The organism is Geodermatophilus sp. URMC 65 (assembly GCF_053502545.1).
This window is the reverse complement of sequence record NZ_CP199954.1, coordinates 3520420-3546408: the sequence shown is the minus strand read 5'-3', so window position 1 is coordinate 3546408 and position 25989 is coordinate 3520420. Positions and strand designations below refer to the sequence as shown.

General features: G+C 74.2%; 23 protein-coding genes. 6 read left to right on the top strand and 17 right to left on the bottom strand.

Annotation, left to right across the window (positions count from 1 at the left end; translation table 11 throughout):
* Positions 1 to 6: 6 nt before the first annotated feature.
* The 4 genes from ACWIX7_RS17240 to ACWIX7_RS17225 all read right to left on the bottom strand — a co-directional run bounded on the left by ACWIX7_RS17240 (position 7) and on the right by ACWIX7_RS17225 (position 3204).
* Positions 7 to 1152 (bottom strand): SIS domain-containing protein, encoded by a 1146-nt coding sequence (locus tag ACWIX7_RS17240; protein WP_448617650.1) that lies wholly within the window; start codon positions 1150 to 1152, stop codon positions 7 to 9.
* A complete protein-coding gene (locus tag ACWIX7_RS17235) occupies positions 1149 to 1364 on the bottom strand; it encodes a Trm112 family protein (protein WP_448617649.1) in 216 nt (71 codons plus the stop codon). The genes ACWIX7_RS17240 and ACWIX7_RS17235 overlap by 4 nt, the downstream gene beginning before the upstream one ends.
* Complete coding sequence (locus tag ACWIX7_RS17230) at positions 1361 to 2725, bottom strand: phosphomannomutase/phosphoglucomutase (protein ID WP_448617648.1); 1365 nt, start codon at positions 2723 to 2725, stop codon at positions 1361 to 1363. The genes ACWIX7_RS17235 and ACWIX7_RS17230 overlap by 4 nt, the downstream gene beginning before the upstream one ends.
* A 128-nt stretch (positions 2726 to 2853) precedes the next feature.
* On the bottom strand, positions 2854 to 3204 hold the full coding sequence (locus ACWIX7_RS17225) for a DUF3499 domain-containing protein (protein WP_072917856.1): 351 nt from the start codon (positions 3202 to 3204) through the stop codon (positions 2854 to 2856).
* A gap of 188 nt (positions 3205 to 3392) precedes the next feature.
* Here ACWIX7_RS17225 and ACWIX7_RS17220 point away from each other — a divergent pair, with 188 nt between their 5' ends.
* Positions 3393 to 3839 carry a metallopeptidase family protein gene (locus ACWIX7_RS17220; RefSeq protein WP_448617647.1) on the top strand — a complete coding sequence of 149 codons (447 nt, stop codon included), beginning with the start codon at positions 3393 to 3395 and terminating at the stop codon, positions 3837 to 3839.
* 91 nt (positions 3840 to 3930) lie between these two features.
* Positions 3931 to 4932, top strand: a complete 1002-nt coding sequence (locus ACWIX7_RS17215) for a hypothetical protein (RefSeq protein WP_448617646.1) — start codon at positions 3931 to 3933, stop codon at positions 4930 to 4932.
* Positions 4933 to 5088: 156 nt separating this feature from the next.
* On the opposite strand, the gene ACWIX7_RS17210 is transcribed toward ACWIX7_RS17215, so the two are convergent.
* Both ACWIX7_RS17210 and ACWIX7_RS17205 read right to left on the bottom strand, forming a co-directional pair.
* A complete protein-coding gene (locus tag ACWIX7_RS17210) occupies positions 5089 to 5892 on the bottom strand; it encodes a hypothetical protein (RefSeq protein WP_448617645.1) in 804 nt (267 codons plus the stop codon).
* Between the two features lie 154 nt (positions 5893 to 6046).
* On the bottom strand, positions 6047 to 6379 hold the full coding sequence (locus ACWIX7_RS17205; RefSeq protein ID WP_448617644.1) for a WhiB family transcriptional regulator: 333 nt from the start codon (positions 6377 to 6379) through the stop codon (positions 6047 to 6049).
* 241 nt (positions 6380 to 6620) lie between these two features.
* Between ACWIX7_RS17205 and cofD the strand changes: the two genes are divergently transcribed.
* The 3 genes from cofD to rfbA are packed head-to-tail and all read left to right on the top strand — an operon-like array spanning position 6621 to position 9521.
* Entirely contained in the window at positions 6621 to 7571 is a 951-nt protein-coding gene (cofD, locus tag ACWIX7_RS17200; RefSeq protein WP_448617643.1) for a 2-phospho-L-lactate transferase, read from the top strand.
* Positions 7564 to 8619: a coenzyme F420-0:L-glutamate ligase gene (locus tag ACWIX7_RS17195; protein WP_448617642.1), complete on the top strand. Its 1056-nt coding sequence runs from the start codon at positions 7564 to 7566 to the stop codon at positions 8617 to 8619. The genes cofD and ACWIX7_RS17195 overlap by 8 nt, the downstream gene beginning before the upstream one ends.
* A 29-nt stretch (positions 8620 to 8648) precedes the next feature.
* Positions 8649 to 9521, top strand: a complete 873-nt coding sequence (rfbA, locus tag ACWIX7_RS17190; protein ID WP_448617641.1) for a glucose-1-phosphate thymidylyltransferase RfbA — start codon at positions 8649 to 8651, stop codon at positions 9519 to 9521.
* A gap of 102 nt (positions 9522 to 9623) precedes the next feature.
* Here rfbA and ACWIX7_RS17185 read toward each other — a convergent pair whose 3' ends face one another.
* The 4 genes from ACWIX7_RS17185 to ACWIX7_RS17170 are packed head-to-tail and all read right to left on the bottom strand — an operon-like array spanning position 9624 to position 13433.
* Complete coding sequence (locus ACWIX7_RS17185; protein WP_448617640.1) at positions 9624 to 10526, bottom strand: DNA-3-methyladenine glycosylase family protein; 903 nt, start codon at positions 10524 to 10526, stop codon at positions 9624 to 9626.
* 58 nt (positions 10527 to 10584) lie between these two features.
* Positions 10585 to 11355, bottom strand: a complete 771-nt coding sequence (locus ACWIX7_RS17180) for an SDR family NAD(P)-dependent oxidoreductase (protein ID WP_448617639.1) — start codon at positions 11353 to 11355, stop codon at positions 10585 to 10587.
* A gap of 22 nt (positions 11356 to 11377) precedes the next feature.
* Positions 11378 to 12499 carry a mannose-1-phosphate guanylyltransferase gene (locus ACWIX7_RS17175; RefSeq protein ID WP_448617638.1) on the bottom strand — a complete coding sequence of 374 codons (1122 nt, stop codon included), beginning with the start codon at positions 12497 to 12499 and terminating at the stop codon, positions 11378 to 11380.
* 1 nt (position 12500) lies between these two features.
* Positions 12501 to 13433 carry a glycosyltransferase family 2 protein gene (locus tag ACWIX7_RS17170; RefSeq protein ID WP_448617637.1) on the bottom strand — a complete coding sequence of 311 codons (933 nt, stop codon included), beginning with the start codon at positions 13431 to 13433 and terminating at the stop codon, positions 12501 to 12503.
* Between the two features lie 160 nt (positions 13434 to 13593).
* Here ACWIX7_RS17170 and glf point away from each other — a divergent pair, with 160 nt between their 5' ends.
* Positions 13594 to 14781 (top strand): UDP-galactopyranose mutase, encoded by a 1188-nt coding sequence (gene glf / locus ACWIX7_RS17165; RefSeq protein ID WP_448617636.1) that lies wholly within the window; start codon positions 13594 to 13596, stop codon positions 14779 to 14781.
* A gap of 190 nt (positions 14782 to 14971) precedes the next feature.
* Here glf and glfT1 read toward each other — a convergent pair whose 3' ends face one another.
* The 7 genes from glfT1 to ACWIX7_RS17130 all read right to left on the bottom strand — a co-directional run bounded on the left by glfT1 (position 14972) and on the right by ACWIX7_RS17130 (position 25864).
* Positions 14972 to 15898 (bottom strand): galactofuranosyltransferase GlfT1, encoded by a 927-nt coding sequence (glfT1, locus tag ACWIX7_RS17160; protein ID WP_448617635.1) that lies wholly within the window; start codon positions 15896 to 15898, stop codon positions 14972 to 14974.
* Positions 15899 to 16660 carry a galactan export ABC transporter ATP-binding subunit Wzt/RfbE gene (wzt, locus tag ACWIX7_RS17155; protein ID WP_448617634.1) on the bottom strand — a complete coding sequence of 254 codons (762 nt, stop codon included), beginning with the start codon at positions 16658 to 16660 and terminating at the stop codon, positions 15899 to 15901.
* Positions 16661 to 16673: 13 nt separating this feature from the next.
* Entirely contained in the window at positions 16674 to 17558 is an 885-nt protein-coding gene (wzm, locus tag ACWIX7_RS17150; RefSeq protein WP_448617633.1) for a galactan export ABC transporter permease subunit Wzm/RfbD, read from the bottom strand.
* Positions 17559 to 17563: 5 nt separating this feature from the next.
* Positions 17564 to 19426 carry a glycosyltransferase gene (locus ACWIX7_RS17145; protein ID WP_448617632.1) on the bottom strand — a complete coding sequence of 621 codons (1863 nt, stop codon included), beginning with the start codon at positions 19424 to 19426 and terminating at the stop codon, positions 17564 to 17566.
* A gap of 318 nt (positions 19427 to 19744) precedes the next feature.
* Positions 19745 to 22270, bottom strand: a complete 2526-nt coding sequence (locus ACWIX7_RS17140; protein WP_448617631.1) for a hypothetical protein — start codon at positions 22268 to 22270, stop codon at positions 19745 to 19747.
* A complete protein-coding gene (locus tag ACWIX7_RS17135; RefSeq protein ID WP_448617630.1) occupies positions 22267 to 22911 on the bottom strand; it encodes a hypothetical protein in 645 nt (214 codons plus the stop codon). Before ACWIX7_RS17135 ends, ACWIX7_RS17140 begins: the two co-directional genes overlap by 4 nt.
* 169 nt (positions 22912 to 23080) lie before the next feature.
* Complete coding sequence (locus ACWIX7_RS17130) at positions 23081 to 25864, bottom strand: N-acetylmuramoyl-L-alanine amidase (protein WP_448617629.1); 2784 nt, start codon at positions 25862 to 25864, stop codon at positions 23081 to 23083.
* Between the last annotated feature and the right edge of the window lie 125 nt (positions 25865 to 25989).

Below are 25989 nucleotides of genomic sequence, written 5' to 3'. Positions count from 1 at the left end.
CGGTGCTCATGCGCTCGCGGACCTCTCGGTGTCCAGTGCCAGGGCCAGGTAGACGGCCGTGAAGTCGGCGACCGCCAGCTGACGGGCCAGGCGGGGGAGCCGGCCGTACCGCTCCGGTTCCCCGTGCTCGGCCAGCCCGCTCACCGGGACGTTGGCCGCGGAGGCGCTGCGCAGCGCCTCCCCCAGTGCCTCCCGGGCCGACCGGGGTTCGCGCTCCCCCGCGCCGTCGTGCTCGCCGGCATCGGCGTCGCGCACGGTGAGCAACCGCAGCCGCCGGCCGGTGTCCTCGGCGCGGTCGCGGAAGAAGTCGTCCTGACCGTCCTCGGGCGCCAGCGGACCGCGCAGCACCGCGCAGGCGGCGACCCGCTGGTCGGGCATGCGGAAGGTGGTCACCGGCAGCCCGGCCAGCGTCGCCAGCTGGTCGGCGATCCGGGTCGCGGCGGTGCCGGCCAGCGGCCCCTCGGCGGCGATCACCGGCAGCGCGTCGAGCAGCTCGAGGGCCAGCGTCTTGGCCGGGTTGACGAAGGACTCCCGGGCCGGACCGCACTCCGCGGCCACCTCGTCGAGGGCCGCCGCGGTCGCCTCCAGGTCGGCCGCGCCCTCGGACACCAGGTCCAGGCCGACGGCCAGCTGCAGCATCGGGGTGAGCAGCGACCACAGGGTGGTGTGCCGCACCCGGGACCGCGGCAGCGGCACGTAGGGGGCGCGGGCCGTGGAGCAGGCCGCGCGCAGCGGGGCGTCCTCGGCGCCGATGCCCAGCAGCGTCACGCCGCGGCGGGCCGCCTCGTAGGCCGGGGTGACGGCGTAGCGGCCGGCGCCGGTGCGGGTCGCGACGACGGCGATGTCGCTGGGGCCGGTCCACACCGGCAGATCGGGCCCGGGGACGACGTCCACGGTGACCGGGCTGGCCGGCCCGAGGAGCGCCCGCAGCACCTGCGCGGCCACGGCCCCCTCGCGGCGGGCCACGACGACCAGCCCGCGCGGGCGGCCGCCGGCGGTGACCCGGTCCAGGCCGGCCTCCTCGGTCAGCCGGGCGGTCTCGCGGACCTGCGCGCCGGCCCCGGCCACCGCGGGCAGCAGGCCGCGCGGGTCCCGGGCGCGCAGCACGTCGAGGTCGTCGAGGACCTCCTCGGCCAGCTCGGGCGACGTCACGAGCGCTGCCGGGCCTCGTCGAGCAACAGCACCGGGATGCCGTCGCGGACCGGGAAGGCCCGGTCGCAGGTCGGGCAGACCAGCTCGCTCGCCGCCTCGTCCACCGTCAGCGGGCTGTGGTGGGTGTCGGGGCAGGCGAGGATCTCCAGCAGCGTGGGGTCCAGCCCGAGCGGACCGAGGGGTCGGGTCGGGTCGGGCGAGAAGTCAGTCATGCGCGCACCATCTCCAGCACTCGATCCCGCAAGGAGGTCATCCGCGCCTCGTCCGGCGCCTCGACGTTGAGCCGCAGCAGCGGCTCGGTGTTGCTGGCCCGCAGGTTGAACCACGAGCCGTCGGGCAGGTCCACGGTCAGTCCGTCGAGCTCGTCGACGGTGACGCCGTCCTGCTCCTCGAAGGACTCCCGCACCGCGGCCACCCGGCCGGCGGCGTCGGCCACGGTGGAGTTGACCTCCCCGGAGGCGACGTATCGGCAGTAGCCGGCGGTCAGCTCCGACAGCGGCCGGCTCTGCTCCCCCAGCGCAGCGAGCACGTGCATGGCGGCGAGCATGCCCGTGTCGGCCCGCCAGAAGTCGCGGAAGTAGTAGTGCGCGGAGTGTTCGCCACCGAAGACGGCGTCGGTGCGGGCCATCTCGGCCTTGATGAACGAGTGCCCGACGCGGGTGCGCACCGGCTGGCCGCCGTGCTCGCGGACGATCTCCGGGACCGCCCGCGAGGTGATCAGGTTGTGGATGATCGTCGTCCCCCGGCCCTTGGCCAGCTCGCGGACGGCGACCAGCGCGGTGATCGCCGATGGGCTGACCGGCTCGCCGCGCTCGTCGACGACGAAGACCCGGTCGGCGTCGCCGTCGAAGGCCAGCCCGAGGTCGGCGCCGGTGCGGCGGACCTCGGCCTGCAGGTCGACCAGGTTGGCCGGGTCCAGCGGGTTGGCCTCGTGGTGGGGGAAGGAGCCGTCGAGCTCGAAGTACAGCGGCAGGACCTCCAGCGGCAGGCCGTCGAGGACCACCGGGACGGTGTGCCCGGCCATGCCGTTGCCGGCGTCGACGACGACCCGCAGCGGCCGGATGGTCGAGAGGTCGACCAGCGAGCGCAGGTGGGCGGCGTACTCGGCGAGCAGGTCGCGCTGGCTGATCGACGCCGTCCGCTCGGGGACCCGGTCGTAGGAGTCGCGCTCGGCCCACTCGCGGAGGGTCGCCAGGCCCGACTCCTGCCCGACCGGGGAGGCGCCGGCGCGGCAGAGCTTGATGCCGTTGTACTGCGCGGGGTTGTGGCTGGCGGTGAACATCGCGCCGGGGACACCGAGCGAGCCGGAGGCGAAGTAGAGCAGGTCGGTGGAGCCCAGGCCGGCCTCGACGACGTCGACGCCACGGGAGAGCACGCCCTCGGCGAAGGCCCGCGAGAGGGGCACGGAGGAGTCGCGCATGTCGTGCGCGGTCACGATCGCGGTCGCGCCGCTCTCCTGCCGGACGAGCTCGGCGAAGGCCGCGCCGAGCCGGCGGGCGACGCCCTCGTCCCACTCGTCGGGGACGACGCCACGCACGTCGTAGGCCTTGACCAGCCCGGAGAGGTCACGCACACGGTCGACCCTATCGGCGTGCAGGCGAGGTGCTGGACCGGCCGCCCTCCCGAGTGCCGCCCTGAGCCTGCGAAGGGTGGGGAGGACGGGGTCCTCCTCCGAGCGGTGAGAGGGCCGGGGTCCTCTTCTCAGGTGATGTCGGGCAGGACCCGCAGGTGGCCGCGGCGGGTGCCGCTGCCGTCGTCGGCGGGGTTGCGCGGGGGCTCGGGCCGGGCGGCCTCGCGGACGGCGTCGGCCAGGGCCAGCAGGTCGTCCCCGGTCGGGCCGGAGTCCTCCACGTCGATCTCGTGGCGGACGACCTCCCAGCCGCGCGGCACCGTCAGCCGCTCGGCGTGGAACTCGCAGAGGTCGTAGCTGTGCGGCTCCGAGAACGTCGCCAACGGGCCGACGACAGCAGTCGACTCCGCGTACACGTAGGTCAGGGTCGCTGCCGCCGGTTGCGCGCAGCCGCTGCGCGAGCAGCGACGTGACTGCCTCACCACCGGTTCCTCACGGACGGCACAGTAGCCGCGTACCCGGGTGGTTGGCATCAGGCGCACCGACTTCCGTGGCCCGCGAGGAGCAGCAGTCCCATCCTCCACGATGTCCCCGTGGGCACCGGCCGAGGCGGCCGCTCTCCCGCTCGGGACGTCGGGTCGGGAGCCGGAGCCGTACGCTCGCACCCGTCATGAGCCGATCCCGCCGCGACCGCCACGGCCGCGGGCTGCGCGGGCGCCTGGTGCCCGACGGCGTCCCCCTGGCCCGCAGCCGCGCCGAGCAGTTCGACGACCTCGTCCTGGACGCGGTCGAGGACCTCGAGCGCCGGTGGGAGAAGGAGCTGGCCGGGGTCGAGTTCGCCGTCGAGGACGTGCCCTGGGTGGAGCACACCGACCCCGACGAGGTGGTGCTCGACGCCGACGTGCTCGACGACGGCAGCGTGCCGCTGGCCCGCGTCCTGCCCGCGCACCGGGACGGCACCCGGGAGGTGCCGCCGCGGATCGTCGTCTACCGCCGGCCGCTGGAGCTGCGCGCGCACGACCGCGACGACCTGGCCGACCTGGTGCGCGACGTCGTCGTCGACCAGGTCGCCGTGCTGCTCGGGCGCGACCCGGAGGAGATCGACCCCACCGGCTGAAGGGCCCCCTGCCCCCCACCGTGGAAGGGCCCCTGCAGGGGGCCGATCCGTCTCCTCGGCCGCCCGGCGCCGCCTGGGATGCTCTGTCGCGATGGACTCCTCCGCGCCGGCCGCCGTCCCGTGGGTCGTGCTGGTCCTGGCGCTGCTCGCGCTCGCCGGCCTGGCCGCGGTCGCACCGAGCCGTCCGCGACCCCCCGCTCCCCCTGCCGACCCGGCGCCCGCACGCCCCGTCCGCCCGGCGCCGCGCTGGCCGGACGACGACCTGCCCGGCTTCCTCGACGCCCCGCCCGGCACGCCCGGCCCGCCGCCCGGGCCGGTCGCCGCACCCCCGGAGGAGGACACCCTGGGGCCCGCGCGCCCGGACGGCAGCGGCCGCGCCGTCGCCGGGATGGCCGCCGCGGCGCTGGTGCTGGTCGCGGCGCTGGCCGGGATCGCCGGGGCGACCCGCGACGGCGGCGGCCCGGCCGCGGCCCCCGCGCCCGACCCGGTGGCGCCGTCCCCACGGGACGTCCCGACCCCCACCCCGGCGCCGCCGTCGCTGCCCGTCGTGCCTGCGGACCCGCTGCCCGGCGAGGGTGGCGCGGGCGTGCTGGCCGTCCGCTCGGTGCCGCTGGGCGAGGACGGCGTCGTGGCCCGGCTGGCCTTCGGCGGCCTCGTCGTCGAGCAGCAGGCGGTGGGGACGACGGTGGCCTACCCGATGGTGAGCGTCACCGCGGCCGGGGGCGGCGGGACGGCGCTCGCCCACGTGCGGCTGCCGACCTGGAACTGCCTGGCCGCCGAGCCGCCCCAGGACCCGGCCGCCGCGGGCTGCGTGCGGTCGCACACCGAGTACGCCGACCTGCCCTCCCCCGCCCTGACCGTGACCCGAAGCGGCGAGGACCTGCGGCTGACCGGCCGCTTCCCCACCTACACCCGGCCGATCGGCACCGCACCGGCCTACACGGGCCGGGTGTACGACCTGGCGGTCACCGTCTCCCCCGCCGGGCCGGTGCGCGAGGGCGCCGGCCCGGCCGAGGGCACCGTCTTCCTCGGCACCGACCGCGCCGAGAGCGTGGCGGAGCCGGGGCTCAACGTCGTCCGCTACGCCGGCTGACAGCGGACCCCCGTCCTCCCCACCCTCCGGAGAAGGGCCCCCTGCCCCTCACCGTGGAAGGGCCCCGTCCTCCTCACCCCTCGCACGCTCGGGGTGAGCCTCGGGACGGGGCCGGCGGCGGGACCCTGCAGGGGACCGGCGGTGCCCCGGGCGGGGTTACCCTCCTCTCCACAGGCCGCCGCCGGACAGCGTCAGCGAGACCAGGGGCGCGCCCATCTCGGTGCGCCATCCCGCACCGGGGGTGCCCCACCACGGCCGCCGGTCGGCGCCGTCGACGAGGGTCAGCAGGCCCCGGTCGCCGTCGGCTCCGACGGCCAGCTCGACCTGACCGATCGCGGCGTGCAGCCGGGCGGTGACGCGCAGGGCGGTGCGGGTCCCGCGGTCGGGCTCGCGGGCGAGCAGCGCGGGCAGTCGGCGGTCCAGCTCGGCGGGGTCCCGGGTGCGGCGCACCGCGCCGGCGTTGTCGAGGTCGTCGACCAGGCGGGCGCTGCGGGCGTTGGCGAACGCCGCCTCGGGCCGCCGCCGGCCGATCGCGCGCAGGGTGGGGTCGCCCAGCGGCAGACCGGTCAGCCGCAGTGTCCAGGGGCGGAGCAGCCGATCGAGCATGCCCAGCACGCCGGCGGCCAGCTGCTCGGCGGCGTCGTCGTCCCGGGCCGGGAGGCGGGCCGGGGCCGCCCCGGCGGGTACCGGCAGCCCCTCCCCGAGCAGCGTGGCCGTGAGCCGCGGGCCGCCGCGCAGGACCAGGGTCGCCACCGCCCGCGGTGCGCCCGTGCCGCCGGGCGGGTCGACCACGACGGCGACCGGCCGGGGGCCGGCGAGGCGGGCGTCGTCCAGGGCGAGCGCGGCGGTCAGCCAGGGAGCCCGGGCGGTCACCGGCGTACGCAGCGCCGCGAGCAGTGGTCCGGCCGCACGGAGCTCCCGGACCACGCCGGCCCGGCCGGTCACCACACGCGTCGTCATGCCCCGAACGACACCACAGCCGCCGACGGGATCCGTCGGCGGCTGTGGGGACAGCTCGGAGCTGGTGTCAGTGAAGGACCCCCTGCCCCCACCGCTCGCGAGCTCGCGGCGGGACCCTGCAGAGGGCTGGGCGCGGGAGGGGTGCGGCCCTCGCTCAGCCGGCGCGGCGACGCAGGCGGCGGCGCTCACGCTCGGAGAGCCCGCCCCAGATGCCGAAGCGCTCGTCGTTGGCCAGCGCGTACTCCAGGCACTCGGCCTTGACCTCGCAGCCGGTGCAGATCTTCTTGGCCTCGCGGGTGGAGCCGCCCTTCTCCGGGAAGAACGCCTCGGGGTCGGTCTCGGCGCACAGCGCGCGCTCCTGCCAGGACTGCACCTCGGCGTCCAGGCCCGAGCTCCACAGTCCGGCGAAGCCCTGGGCCGGGCCCGAGGCACCGTGGTCGCGCTCGGAGCCGTTCACGTAGTCGCTCAACCACGAGACCTCTGCCATGACGATGCGTCCCCTCTCGCTGTCGTCCCGATGTGCGTTCCACGGGACGTTCCCGGGCCGCTCGGCACTCGTTGACACCGCGGGAATTACACGCGTGTCGTTGTGGGGCCGTCAACTCCGCCCGGTGTAAGCACCCGGTCCCAGCAGCCACTTCCGTCACAGGGTGTTCGTCACTTCTCGCTGCACACCTCGACACGCCCGGCGAACAGTGGACAAGTGCCCATCGGGCACGATGACTTTCGTGCACATCGTCGTCCTCGCCGGAGGGGTCGGCGGGGCCCGGTTCCTGGCCGGCCTCCGCTCGGCCGTGCCCGACGCGCGGCTCACCGCGGTCGTCAACACGGGGGATGACGTGACGATGCACGGGCTGCGGATCTGCCCCGACCTCGACACCGTCATGTACACCCTCGGCGGCGGCATCGACCCCGAGCGCGGGTGGGGCCGGGCCGGCGAGAGCTGGACGGTCAAGGAGGAGCTGGCCGCCTACGGGGCCGAGCCGACGTGGTTCGGCCTGGGCGACCGCGACCTGGCCACCCACCTCGTCCGCACCCGGATGCTGGACGCCGGCTACCCGCTGTCCCAGGTGACCGCGGCGCTGGCCGACCGCTGGCGGCCCGGCGCCGAGCTGCTGCCGATGAGCGACCAGCGGGTGGAGACCCACGTCGTGGTCGCCGACCCGGGAACCGGGCGGCAGCAGGCACTGCACTTCCAGGAGTGGTGGGTGCGCCACCGCGCCGAGCCCGAGCCCCGCGCCTTCGTGCAGGTGGGGGTGGACGCCGCGGAGCCGGCGCCGGGCGTGGCCGAGGCGTTCGCCGCCGCCGACGCCGTGCTGCTGGCACCCTCGAACCCCGTGGTGTCGATCGGCACCGTCCTGGGCGTCCCGGGGCTGCGGCAGGCGCTGCTGGCGACGCCGGGCCGGGTCGTCGGGGTCTCCCCGATCGTCGGGGGCAGCGTCGTACGCGGGATGGCCGACCGCTGCCTGCCGGTCCTCGGGGTGGAGGTCAGCGCGGAGGGGGTGGGGCGGCACTACGGCGCCCGGTCCGCCGGCGGGCTGCTCGACGCCTGGCTGGTGCACACGGGCGATCGCGCCGACGTCCCCGGCGTCGACGTCCGCGCCGTCCCGCTGCTCATGTCCTCCCCCGAGGCGACCGCCGCGCTGGCCCGGGCGGCGCTGGACGCGGCCGGTGCGTGAGCCCCCGGCCGGGATCTCGGTCCTCCCGGTTCCCGGCCTGCCGGAGTTCTCCCCCGGCGACGACCTCGCCGCGGCGGTGGCGGGTGCCGCGCCCTGGCTGGCCGACGGCGACGTCGTCGTCGTGACCTCCAAGGTGGTGTCCAAGGTCGAGGGCCGGCTGGTGCCGGTCGCGCCCGGCGAGGACCGCGAGGCCGCCCGGCAGCGGGCCATCGACGACCAGACGGTCCGCGTGGTCGCCCGGCGCGGCCCGTTGAAGATCGTCGAGACGCCGCAGGGCTGGGTGGTCGCCGCTGCCGGGATCGACGCCTCCAACGTGCCCGGCGACGCGCTCGTGCTGCTGCCGGAGGACGCCGACGCCTCGGCCCGGGCCCTGCGCGACCGGCTGCGCGAGCTGCTCGGGGTCGAGGTCGCCGTCATCGTCAGTGACACCTTCGGCCGGACCTGGCGGGACGGGCTGACCGACGTCGCCGTGGGCTCGGCGGGGATCCCCGCACTGGTCGACCACCGCGGCGCGGTCGACGCCCACGGCAACCGGCTGGAGACCACCCAGATCGCCCTCGTCGACGAGCTGGCGGCCGCGGCGGACCTGGTGAAGGGCAAGCTGGCCGGCATCCCGGTGGCCGTCGTCCGCGGGCTGCCGTTCGACCCGCCGGAGGACGACGCCGGCACCCGGCCACTGGTCCGCCTCGGTCCCGGCGACCTGTTCCCCTACGGCAGCCGCGACCTGGTGACGACCCGGGCGCCCGGCACGGACCTGGTCCCACGTCCCGGCGAGCTCGACGCCGTCGCCGCGGCGTTCCGGGTGGCGACGGCGGCGCTCCCGGAGTTCCCGGTCGTCCTGCGCTACGGCGGCGAGGGCGACGGGGTGGTCGACGTGCACCTGCCCGAGCGGGCCACCACGACGGCGGCGCTCAACCTCGGGGCCCTGGTCGGCGCGGTCGTCATCCAGCTGCACGCCGAGGGCTGGACGACCCGCTGGGAGCCGGTGGGCACCCCGGGCGGCACCTCCCTCGTCGGGAGGTTGTGGCTCGGGTCGCCCGCGTCCTGAGCCGCGGAGCGCCGGTAGCGTCGCCGGTCATGCGGGGGATCATCCTGGCCGGGGGTACCGGCAGTCGCCTGTTCCCGATCACGCAGGCGGTCAGCAAGCAGCTGATGCCGGTCTACGACAAGCCGATGGTCTACTACCCGCTCTCGACGCTGATGATGGCCGGCGTCCGCGAGGTCCTGGTGATCACCACGCCCGGCGACCAGGAGGCGTTCCGGGCGCTGCTGGGCGACGGCAGCCGGCTGGGCATGCGCATCGAGTACGCCGTCCAGCCGCGACCCGAGGGACTGGCCCAGGCCTTCCTCATCGGCGCGGATTTCGTCGGTGACCAGTCGGTGGCCCTGGTGCTGGGCGACAACATCTTCTACGGCGCGGGCCTGGGCACGGCGCTGGGCCGGCTGCCCGACCCCGACGGCGGGCACGTCTTCGCCTATCACGTGGCCAACCCGCAGGAGTACGGCGTCGTCGAGTTCGACCCCGACCGACGCGTGCTGTCCATCGAGGAGAAGCCGGCCGCGCCGAAGAGCTCCTACGCCGTGCCCGGGCTGTACTTCTACGAGTCGTCGGTGGTCGACGTGGCGCGCAGCATCCGGCCCAGCGCCCGCGGCGAGCTGGAGATCACCGCGGTCAACGAGCACTACCTGCACCAGGGCCGGCTCACCGTCACCGTCCTCGACCGCGGCACGGCCTGGCTGGACACCGGGACGTTCGCCTCGCTGCGCCAGGCCACCGAGTTCGTGTCGGTGGTCGAGGAGCGGCAGGGGCTCAAGATCGGCTGCATCGAGGAGGTCGCCTGGCGGCAGGGCTGGCTGGACGACGACGGCCTGCGCCGCGCCGCCGAGCCGCTGGGCAAGAGCGGCTACGGCGACTACCTCCTCCGCCTGCTCGACGACCCGGTCGTCTGAGACGCTCGCCCGATGATCAGCTGAGCTGGTCATCGTGGGTCATGGCTCGGCACTGGTGGTGAGCCATGACCTGCGAGGGTGAGCTGAGCTGATCGTCGGGGATCAGAACCGGCGGTAGTTGGTGGGGGCGTTGCGCGGGCCCCGCCTGGGCGGGCGGCTGCCGCCGATGCCCAGCAGCCGGACGACGCGCTGCCGCTGCCCGCGCCAGGGCTCGAGCAGCTCCATCATCCCGTCGTCGTCGGTCCTGCGGCCGGCCAGCGACCAGCCCACCAGGTTCTTCAGGTGGTAGTCGCCGTAGCTGACCGTGTCCGGGCAGCCGAAGACCCGCTGCACCACCTCGGCCGCCGTCCAGACTCCGATGCCCGGCACCGTCTGCAGCCGGCGCTGCAGGTCGGGGCAGTCCACCGCCTCCTCCGGCTCCAGCCGCGCCGCGACACTCGCCACGGCCCGCAGCGCCCGGCGGCGGGCGCCGTCCAGGCCGCAGCGGTGCCACTCCCAGTCGGTCACCGCCAGCACCCGCTGCGGGGTGGGCGGCACGCGCATCCCCTCGGGGGCGGGACCGGGGGCCGGCTCGCCGGCCAGCCGCAGTAGCGCGCGCCACACGCGGTGCGCCTCGATGACGGTCACCTTCTGCTCGAGGACGGCGGGCACCAGGGCGTCCCAGGTGCGCCCGGTGCGGCCCAGCCGCAGCCACGGTGAGGCGCGGTGCACACGGGTGAGGAGCGGGTGCCCGCGGGGCTCGAACTCCTCGGGCCGGTCCTCGGCGCCCAGCCAGGCAGGCACCGCCGCCCCGGCCCGCTCGGCGCCGGGTCCCCACGCCGTCACGCGCACCTCGCCGCAGCGCACGGTCAGGTGCACCGTCGCCGGACCGTCGGGCGTGCTGACCGCGCGCCAGCAGCCGTCGTCGACGTGGCGCAGCGCCGGGTCGCCGGCGCTGCGCTGCTGCGGGAAGAGGGTGCGCCGGACGTCCAGCGGCCAGTCCGGCCGCCAGACGTCGACGAACACCGGGGCGTCCAGCGTGGTGGTGCTCAGGTGGTGCTCCCCGGGGAAGAGGGACGGTCGGTCAGCGCGGTGCCATCCGCAGCGCGCCGTCCATCCGGATCACCTCGCCGTTGAGGTAGCCGTGCTCGACGATGTCGAGGGCCAGCTGGGCGAAGTCCTCCGGGCGGCCGAGGCGCTTCGGGAAGGGTATGCCCGCCGCCAGGGCCTGCCGCGCCTCCTCGGGCAGGCTGCCCAGCAGCGGGGTGTCCACCAGCCCGGGGGCGATGGTGCAGACCCGGACGCCGACGCTGGACAGGTCGCGCGCCGCCGGTAGGGTCATGCCGACGATGCCGCCCTTGGACGCCGAGTAGGCCACCTGCCCGATCTGCCCGTCGTAGGCGGCGATCGAGGCGGTGTTCACGACGACCCCGCGCTCGCCGTCCCCCTCCGGCTCGGTGGCGGCCATCGCAGCCGCGGCCAGCCGCAGCACGTTGAAGGTGCCGACCAGGTTCACCATGACGGTGCGGACGAACGGGTCGAGGTCGTGCGGGACGTTGCCCTTGCCCACCGTGCGCTGGGCCCAGCCGATGCCGGCGCAGTTGACCGCGATGCGCAGCGGCCGGTCCTTGCCGGTGGCCTCGGCGACCGCGGCCTGCACCGAGTCGGCGTCGGTGACGTCGGTGCGCACGAAGGTGGTGTGCCCGCCCAGCTCGGCGGCGAGCGCCTTCCCCTTCTCCTCCTGCAGGTCGAGGACGGTCACGGCCGCGCCCCGCGCGACCAGGGCCCGGACGGTGGCCTCCCCGAGGCCGGAGGCCCCACCGGAGACGACAGCGGCGACGTCGAGGTTCTTCACGTCCCGGAGGCTATCGGCGCCCTCAGCTGAACCGTGACCCGTGTCTCTCCTCGACGGCGGCGAGCAGCTGCTTGACCCGCTCGGCGTCCGACACCGGGCAGACCATCGTGACGTCGGCGGTGTGGACGACGACGCTGTCGCGTACCCCGACGAGGGCCACCAGGTGGTCGGGGTCGTCGCTGAAGACGATGTTGCCGGCGCTGTCGAGGGTGACCGCCAGCCCGGAGACGGCGTCCTCCCCCACCCGTTCGAGGGTCTGCGCCAGGGCCGGCCACGAGCCGACGTCGAGCCAGTCGACGTCGAGGTCGGCGACCAGCACCCGCCCCGGCTCGGTCGCGGCGGGCTCCAGGACGGCGTAGTCGACGCTGATCCTCGGCAACGTCGGGAAGACCTCGGCCAGGACGGCGTCCCGCTGCGGCCCGGCCGGGACGGCGACCACGCGGGTCAGGCCCTCGGCGGAGGCGGGGAGGTGCTCGGCCAGCGCCTGCAGGACCGTGGACGCGCGCCAGACGAACATGCCCGAGTTCCAGAGGTACTCCCCCGAGGCCAGGTAGGCCTCGGCGGTGACGCGGTCGGGTTTCTCGCGGAACGACGCCGCCTCCGCGACGCCGGGCACCTCGGTCGGCGCACCGCGCTGCACGTACCCGAAGCCGGTGGCCGGGGCGGTGGGCCGGATCCCCAGGGTGACCAGCGAGCGGGGCCGCGCGGCGAGCGCGTCGTAGGCGGTGGTCAGCGCCGCGGCGAACCGCTCGACCGGCCGGATGACGTGGTCGGCGCTGACGACGGCCAGCTCGGCATCGGGGTCGACGTCGGCGACGAGGGCCGCGGACAGGCCGACGGCGTTGGCGGTGTCCCGGGCGACCGGCTCGAGCACCAGCCGGTCCGGGCGCAGCCGCGGCAGGGCGGCGCGCGCCTGCTCGCCGAAGCGGGCCGCGGTGCACACCCAGATCCGGTCGGCCGGCAGCACCGTCTCCAGCCGGGCGAAGGCCTCGGCCAGCAGGCTGTGCGGGAGGCCGTCCCCGCTCGCCGCGACACCGCCGACGCCGTCGCCGAGGATGTCGAGCAGCTGCTTGGGCCGTCCGCTGCGCGACAGCGGCCACAGCCGCGTCCCCGAGCCGCCGGCCATGACGACCGCGTGCCGCACCTCAGCCCCTCTCTCCCGGGCGCTCCGTGCGCCCGACGCCCTCGGCGCGGCGCTGGAACCGGGCGCCGGCGGCCACCCGGCCGCTCACGTAGGACACGAGCATCCGGGCCCCCAGGCCCGCCCGCATCGCGACCCGCAGCGGGAGGTGCCGGCGGAGCGGGTACTGGCCGGAGAGGTACCGCAGCGCACTGGTGTGGTGCACCCGCCGCATGCGCTGCGGCTGCCGTCGGGTGGCGTGCCCGCCCTCGTGCTCCACCACCGCCGAGGGCGCGTAGACGTGCAGCCAGCCGCGGCGGGAGAGCCGTTCGGCGAGGTCGACGTCCTCGAAGTACATGAAGTAGCCGGGGTCGAAGCCGCCGACGGACCAGAACGCCGCCGCGTCGACCAGCAGGCAGGAGCCCGACAGCCACCCCGCCGGGCGCTCACGAGGCGCCTCCCGCTCACGCCGGTAGCGGGCCGTCCACGGGTTGCCCGGCCAGGCCCAGCCGAGCAGCGCGTGCCCGGCGCCGGTGGACAGCCGGGGGAGGTCGCGGGCGGAGGGGTAGAGGTCGCCCTGCGGGGTGCGGATCGCCGGGCCGACGGTCGCCGCCCGGGGCCACCGGGCAGCCACGGCCAGCAGCTCGTCGACCGAGCCGGGGTCGAAACGGACGTCGGGGTTGGCGACGACGGCGTACCCCTCGGTCAGGCCGGCCATCCCGGCGTTGACCGCGGCGCCGTAGCCGATGTTGCCGCCGGTGCGCAGCAGCCGCACGTGGGGGTGGCGGGCCGCGACGCGTTCGGGGGCGCCGTCGGTCGAGCCGTTGTCGGCGAGGACCACCTCGACCGGCCGCGTGGTGGCCTCGGCCAACGACTCGACGAACCCCTCCAGGGCCTCGCCCGGGGAGTACGTCACCGCGACCACGCGGAGGGGGACGTCCGGCGGCGGTGCGTTCACGCGGGGAACCCTACGAGGCCAGCACGGTGCGGCTCCCCCGGCGCTGCCGCAGCGCGCTGCGTGGGGTCGCAGGGGACCGGTGTGACGAGGGGGACGGGCCCGTCACGAGCGACCCGCTCCGTCCGGGTCGAGCCGTTCTGCGCCGGTACAGTCGCGAGGCGTGACTCAAGCCAGTCCTGATCTCGTCGTCGTCGGCTCCGGGTTCTTCGGCCTCACGGTCGCCGAGCGGGTCGCCACCCAGCTGGACAAGCGCGTGCTGGTCATCGACCGGCGCAGCCACATCGGGGGCAACGCCTACTCCGAGCCCGAGCCCGAGACGGGCATCGAGGTGCACGTCTACGGCGCCCACCTGTTCCACACGTCCAACGAGCGGGTCTGGCAGTACGTCAACCAGTTCACCGAGTTCACGAGCTACCAGCACCGGGTCTTCAGCATCTACCAGGGCAAGACGTACTCCCTGCCGATCAACCTGGCCACCATCTGCCAGTACTTCGGCAGGAGCTTCTCCCCCGAGGAGGCCCGCGCCCTCGTCGCCGAGCAGTCCGGCGAGATCGACACCGCCGAGGCCACCAACCTCGAGGAGAAGGCGATCTCGCTGATCGGCCGCCCGCTGTACGAGGCCTTCATCCGCGGCTACACGAAGAAGCAGTGGCAGACCGACCCCACCGAGCTGCCCGCCGCGGTCATCGCCCGCCTCCCGGTGCGGTACACGTTCGACAACCGGTACTTCAACGACACCTACGAGGGCCTGCCGAAGGACGGCTACACCGCCTGGCTGGAGCGGATGGCCGACCACCCGAACATCGAGGTGCGGCTGGACACCGACTACTTCGACGTCCGCGACCAGCTGCCGACGGACGTCCCGACGGTCTTCACCGGCCCGATCGACAAGTACTTCGGCTACGAGGCCGGCGAGCTCGGCTGGCGCACGCTGGACTTCGAGACCGAGGTCCTGCCGGTCGGCGACTTCCAGGGCACCTCGGTCATGAACTACGCCGACGAGGACGTGCCCTTCACCCGGATCCACGAGTTCCGGCACTTCCACCCCGAGCGCGACTACCCGACCGACAAGACCGTGGTCGTCCGCGAGTACTCCCGCTCCGCCCGGACCGGCGACGAGCCGTACTACCCGATCAACACCCCCGAGGACCGCGCCAAGCTCGAGCGCTACCGCGAGCTGGCCGCCAAGGAGGCCGCCGAGAAGCGCGTCCTCTTCGGCGGGCGCCTCGGCACCTACAAGTACCTGGACATGCACATGGCGATCGGCTCGGCGCTGACCATGTTCGACAACCGCATCCGGCCCTTCTTCGCCGAGGGCGGTGCCCTCGACGGCCGCCTGGAGGACTGAGCGAGGCCCCCACCCCGCGTCCTCTCCTGCGGTGATCATGGAGTGCGGGTGGCGACACGCCATCCGGACCCGGCATGTCGCCACCGCAACTGCATGATCCTCGGGAGGGCGCGTCCGGGGTGCCGGACGAGCGGTGGGGATGGGCGTGACGGGAGGCGCGCACCCGGCCCCCGGGAGCGGTGCCCGACCGTCAGCTCGCGGGGGTGAAGCGCTCCCGCCGGCCGGCGTGCACGAGCCGCAGCCACTCCCGCCAGCCCGCCGGGTCGCGGCGGGTCACCAGGAAGAACCAGGTGAAGCGGACCAGCTCCAGCGGGAAGAGCCAGCGCATCCCCGGCTGACGCATCAGGTAGCCGCGGTTGCGGTACGTGTAGAAGCGTTTCCAGCTCGTCTCGGGGTACTGGGCGGACAGCCGCCCCCCGAGGATCGGCTTGAACTCGTCCCGGCCGTTGGGGTGGAGGTAGGTGGCGGTCAACGCCGTCCCGAAGGGCAGTCCGGCACGCACCAGCCGGCGGTGGATCTCGGTCTCGTCACCGCGGGCGAACAGCCGCAGGTCCGGCACCCCGGTCTGGGCGAGGGTGGCCGCGGCGAACAGGGCGCCGTTGAACAGGGAGGCGTAGCCGGGCAGGAAGTCCGCACCGCCCAGGCGGTCCCGACCGCCCTGCCAGCGCAGTCCGGTGCGGACGGGGAAGGCGAAGCTCTCGGGTGCGTCGATGTCGGCGACCGCCGGGGACACCTCCGCCAGCCCGCGCTCGCGGGCCACCGACAGCAGGGTGGCGAGCACGTGCTCGTCGGCGGGCCGGCCGTCGTCGTCGGCGCACCACACCCAGTCCGCACCTTCGGCCAGCGCGGTCAGCATCCCGAGGGCGAAGCCCCCGGCCCCACCGAGGTTGGTCCGGGAGAGCAGGTAGGTGTGGGGCAGCCCGCTGGCCCGGACGACCTCCTCGGCGGGCTGTTCAGGCCCGTTGTCGACGACGACCACGGAGTCCACCGGCCGGGTCTGGACCGCGAGCGCCTTGAGCGCCTGTGCCAGGGACTCCGGCCGGTGCCGGGTGACGATGACCGCGACGACGCGCTCGTCGTCCGGGCGGGTGGGGGTCCGCGGCGTCGCCTCGGACACTCAGCCCCCCGAGACCGCGGGGCTGCGGCCCTTGTAGGCGTCCAGGACCTCCCGAAGCGGCCCCTGCTGCCGGATGGTGCCGTGCTCCATCCAGAGCGCCGAGGTGCACAACTGCTCGAGCAGGTCGTCGGAGTGCGAGGCGAAGACCAGCAGGCCCGCACGGTCCACCAGGTCCTTCAGCCGCCCCTTGGCTCGCTCGAGGAAGGTCGCGTCGACGGCGCCGATACCTTCGTCGAGCAGCAGGATCTCCGGGTCGATGCTGGTGACGACGCCCAGGGCCAGCCGCACCCGCATGCCGGTCGAGTAGGTGCGCAGCGGCATCTGCAGGAAGTTGCCGAGCTCGGTGAACTCGGCGATGTCGTCGACCCGGGCTTCCATCTGCTTGCGGGTCATCCCCAGGAACAGGCCGCGGACGATGATGTTCTCCAGCCCCGAGATCTCCGGGTCCATGCCGACGCCGAGGTCGAAGACCGGGGCGACCCGCCCGTTGACCAGTGCCCGGCCCCGGGTCGGCTCGTAGATGCCCGAGAGCAGCCGCAGCAGCGTCGACTTGCCCGCACCGTTGTGGCCGACCAACGCCAGCCGGTCACCGTCCTGCAGGTGCAGGTCGATGCCACGCAGCGCCTCGATGACGACGACCTTGCGCGCGTTGGCCGCGACGTTGCCCCCCACGACGCCGAGCACCGTGTGCTTCAGGGACCGGGACTTCGCGTCGAAGATCGGGAAGTCCACGCTCGCGTCGTGGACGTCGATGCTCACCATGTCGGTCTTCTCCTCAGACCCAGTACGCGACGCGGCCGCGGTACCGGCGCATGACCAGCAGTGTCAGGGTCCAGCCGACCACGGTGATCGCGCCGACGACGATCCAGTTGTGGAGGTGCTGGTCCATGCCCAGCATCGGCCGCCGGAGGATCTCCACGAAGTGGAAGATCGGGTTGAACTCCACGATGCGAGCGCGCTGGGCGACGTTCGGGTTCTCGATCAGGTCCTCGTAGATCCACACGATGGGCGTGAGGAAGAACAGCAACTGCACCACGCTCTGCGTCACCGGCGGCAGGTCCCGGAAACGGGTGCTCACGATGCCGATGAGCAGCGCCACCCAGGCGCCGTTGAGCACCAGCAGGGCGAAGGCCGGCAAGGCGGCGAGGTCGGTCCACAGCAGCGGCTGCGGGAAGACCACCAGCATGACCGCGTAGACGATCAGGTTGTGCAGGAAGAACAGCGTCTGCCGCCACACCAGCCGGTACACGTGGATGCTGATCGGCGCCGGCAGGTGCGTGATCAGCCCCGAGTTCGCGACGAAGACCTCCGAGCCCTCGGAGATGCACCCCGAGATGAAGGTCCACACGATGAAGCCGACCAGGATGTAGGGCAGCTGCTCCTCGAGCGGGTTGCCGAACAGGCCCGCGTAGAGGATCCCGAGCGCGATGGCGGTGACCGCCATGCTGATCGTGATCCAGATCGGGCCGAGCACCGATCGGCGGTAGCGCTGCCGGATGTCCTGCCAGCCCAGGTGGAGCCAGAGCTCCCGCTGGTTCCACCCGTTGCGCAGGTCCTGGAAGGCGGAGCGGAAGTCCCGGCCGAGGGGCCGAAGGTCCGGCGGCGCCGCTGGTGCGGGGGCCGCGGCGGTACCGGGCGAGGTCGCGCGACTGGATGACATCGGGTCTACTCGGCCCCGCCGTCGAACAGCCGCCGCCAGTTCTCGCGACTGGTCAGCTCGGGCAGTGCCTGACGGTAGGCCGCGGCCACTGCCGGACCCTCCTTCGCCAGGCGCATGCAGGCCGCGGCGCCCTCCCGGACCAGCTGCAGGGCCCGCTGCTTGTCGAACTCGCGGATGCGCACCCCCTCCTGCGAGGCGTCGGTGACGACGACCTTGCGGAAGCGGGAGACGTGCCACCACTGCGCGTCCTCGAGTGGGACGGCGGCCGCACCGGCGGTGCGGCCGGTCAGCTGCCAGAGGATGCGCTTGCCCAGGACGGCCTTGAGCATCGACGGGTGCGGCGCGGCCCGCTGGGTGTCCTCGCCGCGCAACGACATCCCCGGGACGTCCGAGGCGGTGTGCCGCACCGTCTCCGGATAGGCCCGGCGCAGCTCGCGCACCTCGGCCAGGGCCTGCTTCCCGCCGTCGCGCAGCAGCTCGGGACCGGCCAGGAAGTCCTCGATGCCCTTGATGGCCGTGGCGGCCAGGCCGTACTGCATCGCGGTCACGTAGGCCAGCAGCCGCCCGAACAGGACCCGTGCCAGGCTCTTGCTGGCGAAGTCCGAGTGCAGTGCCGCGGTGATCAGGCTGTTCCGGACGCTGAAGTACCGTGACCAGTCGTCCTGGTCCTTCCACGTGAAGTCGGCGTGCCAGACGCCGGCCCCCGGCAGGGTGACCGTGGTGAACCCGTTCTCGCGGGCCCGGTAGCCGTACTCGATGTCGTCCCACTGGAAGAAGACGGGCAGCGGGTAACCGGTGGCCGACACGATCTCGGAGGGCAGGATGGCGCTCCACCAGGCGTTGTAGACCGCGTCGACGCGGACCTCCTGGTTCTCCTCGGTCATGTCCTCGTTCCACAGCGCGCCCGCCACGACCTTGCCCGCCTCCAGCGTGGCGAGGTCGGCGTACTCCGCTCCGGTGTGCAGCCGCTTGGGGTGCAGGGCGTAGAGCATCTGGGCGCCCACGATGATCGGCTGCCGCGACGAGTTGGCGAACGAGGTCAGCCGGATGATCGACTCGGGCTCGAGGACGATGTCGTCGTCCATGAACAGGACGTTGGCGTGGTGCTCGGCCTCGACCTCGGCGATCTCGTACATGCCACGCGTGAAGCCCCCGGCACCGCCCAGGTTCGCCTGGGTGATGTAGCGCAGCCGGCCGGCCAGGTCGGCCCGGACCTGCTCGAACTCCGGCTGCGCGGAGACCTGCTTGTCGCCCTGGTCGACGACGTAGACCGTGTCGAGCTCGTCGAGCGCGGGCAGGTCGGCGGCCAGCGCCTGCAGGGTCTTGATGCAGTCCGTGGGCCTGTTGTGCGTGCAGATCACCACGGCGGTCTTCCGCGGTCGCGGCGGGTGCGGGATGGTCCAACGCGCCGACGTGATCCGCAGCTCCGCCTCGCCGGCCCGGAAGTCGGCCCAGACGGCCCCGCCGTCGACGAACTTGTCGATCGCCACGGTCAGGCGGATGCGCCCCGAGCCGGACAGCTCCTGTCCTCCGACGGTGCGCTCCTCGCCGGCGAAGTCGCTGGCGAACAGCTCGACGACGCCCTCGCCGGAGAACTCCGCCTCGAACGCCATCTCGGGAACGCTCGTCCACCGCTGCCAGTAGGAGGCGGGGACCCTCCCGAAGTAGGTGTTGGTCGTCAGCGCCGCGTGCGGGTCGAGGGTGAACGCGGTGCGCTCCAGGTGCACACGGCCCTGCACGCGCTTGGCGTACAGCTCCGCCGGGAGCCCGAGCGCCGGCGGCAGGGTCAGCACCCGCTGGGCCAGGCTGGCGGTGTCCCGCGCCGGTCCGGCCCCGGCGGCGTTGGGCTCTGCGGAGGTGGTGGTCATGGAGATCTGCAGTCCTCGGGACGATGGCAGGGCGGATCGGACTCGCCGCTCTGGAGCGCGTGTCGACCGTCGACCGGCATGGCGACGGCCCGCCCCCAGCCGGGTTCGATAACGGCAGCATAACCGTGTCGACATGCCCCGGCCCGAGCGCGCACGGGTCCGGGACCCCTCCCGTCACACGTCCCTCATCGCGCGCCGGGCGGCCCCTCCGCCGCTGGGGACGGGTCCGTTCCGGGCGCCTGCCGGTCCCGCTCCCACCCGGACGACGGCGGCCGTCGACCCCCTCGTCGGGGACCGACGGCCGCTGTGGTGTGCCGGTCAGGACCGCTGGGCGCTGACCTCCCCGTCGGCGGTGGCCACCAGGTGGCCGCCCTGGAAGTCGGTCCGGCGTCCCTCGGCGACGGCTCGGGTGTCCTGCGTCGGGAACCCGAGGTAGGACGTGGGGCCGCCCATGTCGGCGTACGCCTCCGCCGCGGGGGCCTCGACCACGTGGGCGCCGGTCTCCTTCGACCAGTACACCGCTCCACGCTGCAGCTCGGCCTTGGCCCCGCCCGTGATCGAGACCTCGTCCGCGGTCGGGAAGCCCAGCACCTGCGGCCCGCCAGCGGCCACGTAGCGCCGCAGGACCGCTGCCTGCAGCACCTTGGCCCCAGTGGCCCGCGACCACCAGATCGTGCCGCCGCGGAAGGTGGTCTGGTACCCGCCGGGCACCGCGGTGTCATCGCCGGTCGGGAACCCGAGTCGCCCGGTCTCCCCGCCGAGCTGGCGCCAGCGGGCCAGGATGTCCCCGCGCACGACGTGCGCCCCGGTCTCCGAGGACCAGTAGACGACGCCGCCCTGCAGCTCGACCCGGGCGCCACCGGCCACCGGACCCTCGTCCGCGGTCGGGAACCCGAGGACCTGCGGTCCCCCGGCGGCCACGTACTTCCGCAGGATCGCCGCGCGCACCACCTTCGCGCCGGTCGACCGCGACCAGTAGACGGTGCCGTTGCGGAACGCGGTCTGGTAGCCGCCGGCCACGGCGGCGTCGTCACCGATCGGATAGCCCAGCCGGCCGGACTCCGCCCCGAGCTGGCGCCAGCGGGCCAGGATGTCGCCACGGACGACGTGCGCCCCGGTCTCCGAGGACCAGTAGACGACGCCGCCCTGCAGCTCCACCTTGGCGCCACCGGCGGCCGCCGGACCCTCGTTCACCGTCGGGAAGCCCAGCACCCGCGGCCCCCCGGCGGCCACGTAGCGCCGCAGGATCGCCGCACGCACCACCTTCGCCCCGGTGGACGACGACCAGTACACCGACCCGCCCTGGAAGGTGGACACGGCGCCCCCGGCGATCGCCGTCTCGTCAGCGGTCGGGTAACCGAGCCGACCGGACTCGGCACCCCACTTCTGCCACCGGGTCAGGATGCTGCCCCGGACGACGTGCGCCCCGGTCTTCGACGACCAGTAGATCGTGCCGCGCTGCAGCCCGACCTTGGCGCCACCGTTCGCGGCCGGGCTCTCGTCCGCGGTCGGGAAGCCCACCGCCTGCGGTCCGCCGGCGGCCTCGTAGCGCTCGAGCAGGGCGCCGCGGATCATCCGGGCGCCGGTGGCGGCCGACCAGTAGAGCGTCCCGCCCTGGAAACGGCTGCGGAAACCGCCGGGCACCGCCTCGTCCCCGCCGATCGGGTAGCCGAGCACCCCGGCCTGGGCTCCCTTGGCGCGCCACGTGGCGAGCAGGTCGCCGCGCACCTCGCGGGCCCCGGTGGCCTGCGACCAGTAGATGGCCCCGCTCTGGAAGTCGGTGAAGTACCCGGGGTTCACCGGCGCCGCGGTGTCGTCGCCGGTCGGGTAGCCGAGGAGGCCCGGCCCGCCGAGGGACAGGTACTTCTGGAGGATCGCGCCGCGGACGACGTGGGGGCCGGTGTCCCGGTGCCAGAAGATGGTGCCGCCCTGGTAGCTGCGCGAGCAGCCGTCCCACGGGAGGCCGCAGACCACCCCGGACGTCGAGCCGCCCAGGTCCACACCCGAGGCCCGGAGGTGCAGGTACTTGTCGTTGATGGATGCCGAGCCGGACTGCGTGCTGCCGAACCAGTCGGTGAAGTAGCTGAAGAAGTTGCGGTTGCCGTACGCGGAGCAGCCGTCCCCGGTGCCGTAACCGGCCCGGAGAGCGGCGGCGTTGGGCGTGTACGGGGTGTAGTTGTACAACCCGGCGGTGGCCTGGTTCTGGATGTAGACCGGCACGGTGCCGCAGGCGGCGTTCGGGTGGTAGCGGACGTTGATGGTCATGCCGGCCCGGTGGCCGAAGGACCCGGGGTGGGCCCGGTAGTACTCGAAGCGGTGAGCCGCGTTGTAGAGCTGGTTGTAGAAGCCGTAGTACCGGGCGTCACAGGGGGCGGTGTCGGGGCAGCCGTACCCGACCGCCTTGAGCAGCTTGGTGTCGGTCGGGGCCGTCGTGGTGATCAGCCCCTGCTCCTTCTGCAGCAGCACGAGGAGTGCCTGCGGGTTGATGCCGCAGGCGCGACTCACCTTGGAGATGATCGACGCCGCCGTCTCACCGGCCTGCCCCGCGTAGGACGCGCAGTACGCATCGGCGGCGCGGGTCCAGGTGTCCTGCCGCAGGTTCTTCAGGCACAGACTGCTCGTGCACCCGCTGCCCTTGGTGGTGAGGAACGCCTGGATCTGCGCGGCGTCCATCGCGCCCGCGTTGTAGAAGACGTCGTCGTCGATGATGTCGCCGGGGTTGAACAGCCGCAGGTCGGCCGACTCGTGCAGGTCCGCGGGCTGCGGCGCGGAGCCCGCGGCGAAGGCGAACGCCAGGCCCAGGGCGATCAGGCCGGTGGCGACCAGGCGCAGACGGGACCTCACGGGACCACCACCTCGCCGGCCGGGGACTGCCCGACCGACGTCTCGGAGGTGTAGCTGAGCACCGCCTCCCACGTGCCGGAGGTGAGCGCGGCGCCGCCCACCCGGACCTCGCCGCAGTCGGTGGAGGTCGCGCTCGGCGTGCCGAGCGACTCGCCCCGGAGCTCCACACCGTCGCGGCGCAGGACCAGCGTGCAGGTGGCGTCGACCTCCACGACGTCGGCGGCGTACCCGCCGGCCACGACGGCGGAGGCCGAGGGGTCGTATCCGCTGTAGGTCAGCGAGACCGTGACCGGCGTGGGCGCCGCGACCTCCTCGTCCTGCGGCGCTGCGGTGGGAGCCGACGGCACCGCCACCTCCGGAGCGGTTCCGCCGGACTCCTCCCCCGCGGTCCCGTCGCCGTCCGGGTCGGCGTCGTCTGGGTCGGCGTCGTCAGGGGTCCCGGGCTCGGTGGCCGCTGGCTCCGAGGGCGCGGGCTCCGGCGCCGGCACACTCGCCGTCGTCGGGGCCGGCGTGGTGCCGGCCGCGGCCGGGGCGGTGCCCCCGGACCGGGTCCAGAGCCCGAACCCCCCGGCGGCCAGGAGCAGGGTCACGAGGACCAGGACGGGGCCACGACGGCTGCGGCGGCGGGTCTTGCGGGACATGGGCACTCCCAGGTCGACCCACGGTCGGGGTCGTCATCGGCGTCCGGGCGGAGGACGTCGCTGTCCGCGCACGCGGTGCTGGCGGGCAGCCTGCGGCGTCCGTGCTCGGGAGGCTACTTCCAGTGACGACTTGCCGGGTGGAGCAACGCGGGGTCTGGGGCGCCTGTGATCACTTCCTCAGGCTGACGGCGCCGCTGGTGGCGTTCCACGTCATCGAGCCACCCTGGAAGTCGGTGCGCATCCCGCCGGAGACGGCGTAGCTCGACCGCGTCGGGAAGCCCAGCGCCGAGGAACTGCCGCCCTGCTCCCAGTAGGTCTTCGCCATCGCGCCGGACACCACCTGCGCGCCGGTCGACGGCGACCACCAGATGTCCCCGCCCCGGAAGCGGACGACGTAGCCCCGGCCGTCGGCGGTCCTGGCGTCGCTGCTGAGCGGGAACCCGAGGTATCCGGTCGGGCCTCCGGCGGCGTGGTAGGCGGCCAGGATGTCCCCGCGCACGATGCGGGTGCTCGTGGTCGGCGACCAGAAGAGGTCACCGCCCTGGAACCGCGCGGAGGCGCCGGTGCCGACCGGCCCCTCGTTGGTCGTCGGGAAGCCCAGGTAGCCCGCCGTCCCGCCGGCGGCCAGCCAGGTGCGCCGGATGGAGCCCAGGACGAGGATCCGGGCACCGGTCGCCTGCGACCAGTAGATGTCGCCACCCTGGAAGCGCACGAAGTACCCGCGCCCGTCCGGCGTCGGCGCGTCGCTGGTGGTCGGGAACCCGAGGGACCCGGTCGCGCCGCCGGCGGCGTGGTAGGCGGCCAGGATGTCCCCGCGCACGATGTGGGTGCCCGTCGTCGGCGACCAGTAGACGTCGCCGCCCTGGAACCGCACGAACGCGCCCTTGCCGGTGGCCGTGTCGTCGGTGACCGGGAACCCGAAGAAGCTCGTGACCCCCCCGGCGGCCAGCCAGGTGTCCTTGATCGAGCCCCGCACGATCCGGGCACCGGTCGCCTGCGACCAGTAGATGTCGCCACCCTGGAAGCGCACGAAGTACCCGCGCCCGTCCGGCGTCGGCGCGTCGCTGCTGAGCGGGAACCCGAGGTACCCGGTCGGGCCTCCGGCGGCGTGGTAGGCGGCCAGGATGTCCCCGCGCACGATGCGGGTGCTCGTGGTCGGCGACCAGAAGAGGTCACCGCCCTGGAACCGCGCGGAGGCGCCGGTGCCGACCGGCCCCTCGTTGGTCGTCGGGAAGCCCAGGTAGCCCGCCGTCCCGCCGGCGGCCAGCCAGGTGCGCCGGATGGAGCCCAGGACGAGGATCCGGGCACCGGTCGCCTGCGACCAGTAGATGTCGCCACCCTGGAAGCGCACGAAGTACCCGCGCCCGTCCGGCGTCGGCGCGTCGCTGGTGGTCGGGAACCCGAGGGACCCGGTCGCGCCGCCGGCGGCCAGCCACGCGGCAAGGATGTCGCCCCGGACGAGCTGCGAACCGGTCGTCGGCGACCAGTAGACGTCGCCGTGCTGGAACCGCACGAACGCGCCCTTGCCACCGGGTGTGGGGGCGTCGTCCGAGACGGGCGGTCCGAGCACCGCCGGTCCGCCGGACGCGAGGTAGCGGTCGAGGATGCCGCCGAGCACCAGTCGGACGCCACCGAGCGGCGAGGAGTACAGCCGGGCGCCGTTGGCGTAGACCTGCCAGGTGACGCCGGCCGCCGACTGCTCACCGCCCACCGGCGCGCCGAGCCACGCCCGCAGGCCGGCGTCGGAGTCGTAGCGGGTGCGGATCGGTGACTTGGTGTTGGCCATCCGGGCGGCGACCTTGTCGCGGATCTCGCCCAGTCGCGCGTAGCCGTACCGGCCCGGGCAGGCAGTGCTCTTCGTGTCGCGGTGCCCGAAGACCGTCGGCAGGGTGACCCGGGCGCCGGCGGCGTACTTGTCGGTGCCGCCCGAGGTGAGCGTCGTCGTCCCCTTCGGGTTGACGCCGAAGAGCGAGAACTTCCACGCGATGATCGCGGCGACCGAGTCGATCATCGCCTGGGGCGTGTCGACGACGTCGTAGTTCCCCATCATCGACACCCCGAAGGTGCCGGTGTTGAAGCCGCCGGCGTGCGCCCCGATCACCGTGCTGGCCAGGCCGCCCGAACGGCCCTCCCAGAGCCGGCCGAACTTGTCGACGAGGACGTTGTAGCCGATGTCGCCCCAGCCCAGGCTCTGCGCGTGGTACGTGTAGGTCGACCGCAGGATGGCCGGCACCTGGTCGGCGGTGTAGTTGTTCGACCCGGCGGTGTGGTGCAGCGTCGCGGCCTTGGTGGTGCTGGCGAACTGCGGGTTCCACTTCATGAGGCGCTCGTCGGCGCCCCACTGGGCCCGGGAGTAGACGGGCGGCATCGCCACGGCCGCGTCCGCGGTCTCGGTGATGTCGGCAGCGCCCAGGGAGTCGTCGGCCGCGCTCTCACCCGGGTCGACCAGGTCCAGCTGCACGTCGGTGGGCTGCGCACCGGAGCGGGTCACCAGCTCGGCCTCCACCGCGGTGGCCGGGCCGGTCCACAGCGGCGCCGTCCCGCCCCGCACGGTGGCCTCCGTGTCGGCGTCCGCGGGCTGCTCGGCGACCTCCGCCGCGACCTCCGTCCAGGCGCCCCAGGTGCCGGCGGGGTTGCGCACCCGCACCTGCACGACGGTGTCGGTGACCGCGGGGTCGTACGCCCAGGTGACACCCACCAGCGAGAACTCCGCGACGTCGGTCGCGCTCACCGTCAACGTCGGGACGGTGTCGGACACGCCGGCCACCGGATCGGTGGTGCCCTCCTGCACCTCGGCCTCGGCAGCGGGGTCGGCGACCGACCCCATCGCGACCTCCTCGACCGACGTCTCGACGGGCACGGCCTCGGGCGCCGGCTCGGCGTAGACCGGCAGCACCAGGAAGGTGCTGGTGAAGGCCACGAAGGCGGTGGTTCCGGCGAGCAGACGACGCACGGGCTGGTCCTCCGGTGGGGCGTGGCGGCTGCACCCTGCGGGAGGGCGCATCTGTCCACGAACACCATCGGCCGGGCCACGACCGGTGTTGAGTCGACGCGGCCGACGATCTCCGGAGGACCGCC